We start from the raw sequence: 2914 nt of genomic DNA, 5'->3' as shown, positions 1-2914 counted from the left end.
ATTAGGTCAAGCTACTAAGAGCGTAGAGTGGATGCCTTGGCACCGAGAGCCGATGAAGGACGCGATAAGCTGCGAAAAGCTTGGGGGAGCTGCAAATAAGCTTTGATCCCGAGATATCCGAATGGGGAAACCTAACTGAGCAAACCTCAGTTATCATATAGCCAATACATAACTATATGAAGGGAACGCAGGGAACTGAAACATCTAAGTACCTGCAGGAGGAGAAAGAAACATCGATTTCCTAAGTAGTGGCGAGCGAAAGGGAAACAGGCCAAACCAGATTACTTGTAATCTGGGGTTGAGGACTGCGTCGTGGCAAGAATGCGGATAGCTGAAGAGTCTGGAAAGACTCATCAAAGAGGGTGATAATCCCGTAAGCGAAATCCAAGTGAAGCCTAGCAGTATCCAGAGTACCACGAGACACGAGAAACCTTGTGGGAAGCCGGGGGGACCACCCCCCAAGCCTAAATACTCCTCGGTGACCGATAGCGCATAGTACTGTGAAGGAAAGGTGAAAAGAACCGCGGGAGCGGAGTGAAAAAGAACCTGAAACTCTATGTTTACAAGCAGTGGAAGCACCATATGATGTGCGACCGCGTACTTTTTGTAGAACGGTCCGGCGAGTTATTGGCTGCGGCAAGGTTAAGTACCAGGAGGTACGAAGCCGAAGGGAAACCAAGTCTGAATAGGGCGAAATAGTCGTTGTCAATAGACCCGAAACCAGGTGACCTACCCATGGTCAGGATGAAGTTACCGTAAAAGGTAATGGAGGTCCGAACTCACATCTGTTGAAAAAGGTGGAGATGAACTGTGGGTAGCGGAGAAATTCCAATCGAACCTGGAGATAGCTGGTTCTCCTCGAAATAGCTTTAGGGCTAGCGTTGATAGGAGTCTAATGGAGGTAAAGCACTGAATTGCCTAGGGGGCCCACAAGCTTACCGAAGCATATCAAACTAAGAATGCCATAGAGATACCATCAGCAGTCAGACTGCGAGTGATAAGACCCGTAGTCAAAAGGAAAACAGTCCAGACCATCAGCTAAGGTCCCCAAGTGTGTGTTAAGTGGAAAAGGATGTGAGATTTCGAAGACAACTAGGATGTTGGCTTAGAAGCAGCCATACATTCAAAGAGTGCGTAATAGCTCACTAGTCGAGAGATCTTGCGCCGAAAATGTCCGGGGCTAAAACACACCACCGAAGCTATGGAATCACACTTTAATGGGTGGATTGGTAGGGGAGCGTTTGATTTTGCCGAAGCAGTACCGTAAGGAGCTGTGGAGATATCAGAAGTGAGAATGCCGGAATGAGTAGCGAGATAGAAGTGAGAATCTTCTAGGCCGAATATCCAAGGTTTCCAGAGTAAAGCTGATCTACTCTGGGTAAGTCGGGGCCTAAGGCGAGGACGAAAGTCGTAGTCGATGGACAACTGGTTGAGATTCCAGTACCACCTATTATCAGAACTGCAGGGACGCAGGAAGATAGGGAAACCCAGGAATGGTATCTTGGGGTAAGCACAAAGTCGCACCTGGTAGGAAAAACCGCTAGGCGAGGATGAAGTGTGATACGGACCGAAATTTAAGTAGGGAAGTTCCTGAATCTACACTGCCAAGAAAAGCTGCTATTGCGTGATAGGTGCCCGTACCGTAAACCGACACAGGTGGATGAGGAGAGAATCCTAAGGCCGACGGGAGAAGCGTTGTTAAGGAACTCGGCAAAATGACCCCGTAACTTAGGGAGAAGGGGTGCCAGCTTCGGCTGGCCGCAGAGAATAGGCCCAAGCAACTGTTTAACAAAAACACAGGTCTTTGCTAAACCGAAAGGTGATGTATAAGGGCTGACGCCTGCCCGGTGCTGGAAGGTTAAGGGGAGAGGTTAGGAGTAATCCGAAGCTTTGAACTTAAGCCCCAGTAAACGGCGGCCGTAACTATAACGGTCCTAAGGTAGCGAAATTCCTTGTCAGGTAAGTTCTGACCCGCACGAAAGGCGTAATGATTTGGGCACTGTCTCGACAGCGCACCCGGTGAAATTGTAGTACCAGTGAAGATGCTGGTTACCCGCGACAGGACGGAAAGACCCCGTGGAGCTTTACTGTAACTTGATATTGAGGTTGGGTATTACATGTACAGGATAGGAGGGAGACTAAGAAGCAAGGACGCCAGTCTTTGTGGAGTCAATGGTGGGATACCTCTCTTGTAATACTTAACTTCTAACCACGGCCCGTAATCCGGGTCTGGGACACTGTCAGGTGGACAGTTTGACTGGGGCGGTCGCCTCCGAAAGAGTAACGGAGGCGCTCAAAGGTAACCTCAGAATGGTTGGAAACCATTCGCAGAGTGCAAAGGCAGAAGGTTGCTTGACTGTGACACCGACGGGTGGAGCAGGTACGAAAGTAGGACTTAGTGATCCGGTGGTATGAAAGTGGGATTGCCATCGCTCAACGGATAAAAGCTACCCCGGGGATAACAGGCTTATCTCCCCCAAGAGTTCACATCGACGGGGAGGTTTGGCACCTCGATGTCGGCTCATCGCATCCTGGAGCTGAAGCAGGTTCCAAGGGTTGGGCTGTTCGCCCATTAAAGCGGTACGCGAGCTGGGTTCAGAACGTCGTGAGACAGTTCGGTCCCTATCCGTCGTGGGCGCAGGAAGTTTGAGAGGAGTTGTCCTTAGTACGAGAGGACCGGGATGAACGGACCACTGGTGCATCTGTTGTCTTACCAAAGGCATAGCAGAGTAGCCAAGTCTGGATCTGATAAACGCTGAAGGCATCTAAGCGTGAAGCAGACCTCAAGATAAGACTTCCCATCCAGAAATGGAGTAAGACCCCTTAGAGACTATGAGGTTGATAGGTTGGAGCTGTAAGTGTAGTAATACATGTAGGTGACCAATACTAACGGTTCGAGGGTTTGACCTAAAAA

At 49.6% G+C, this 2914-nt stretch carries 1 rRNA gene; it reads left to right on the top strand.

The annotated features are described in order from the left end of the window. Positions 1–4: 4 nt before the first annotated feature. Positions 5–2910, top strand: a 23S ribosomal RNA gene (locus BN3326_RS18885). The last annotated feature ends 4 nt before the right edge of the window (positions 2911–2914 follow it).

It is taken from the genome of Cellulosilyticum sp. I15G10I2, assembly GCF_900095725.1.
In the GTDB taxonomy this organism is placed as follows: Bacteria; Bacillota; Clostridia; order Lachnospirales; family Cellulosilyticaceae; genus FMMP01.
Note: the sequence above shows the minus strand (reverse complement) of the source record. Positions and strands in the feature narration are given on the sequence as shown.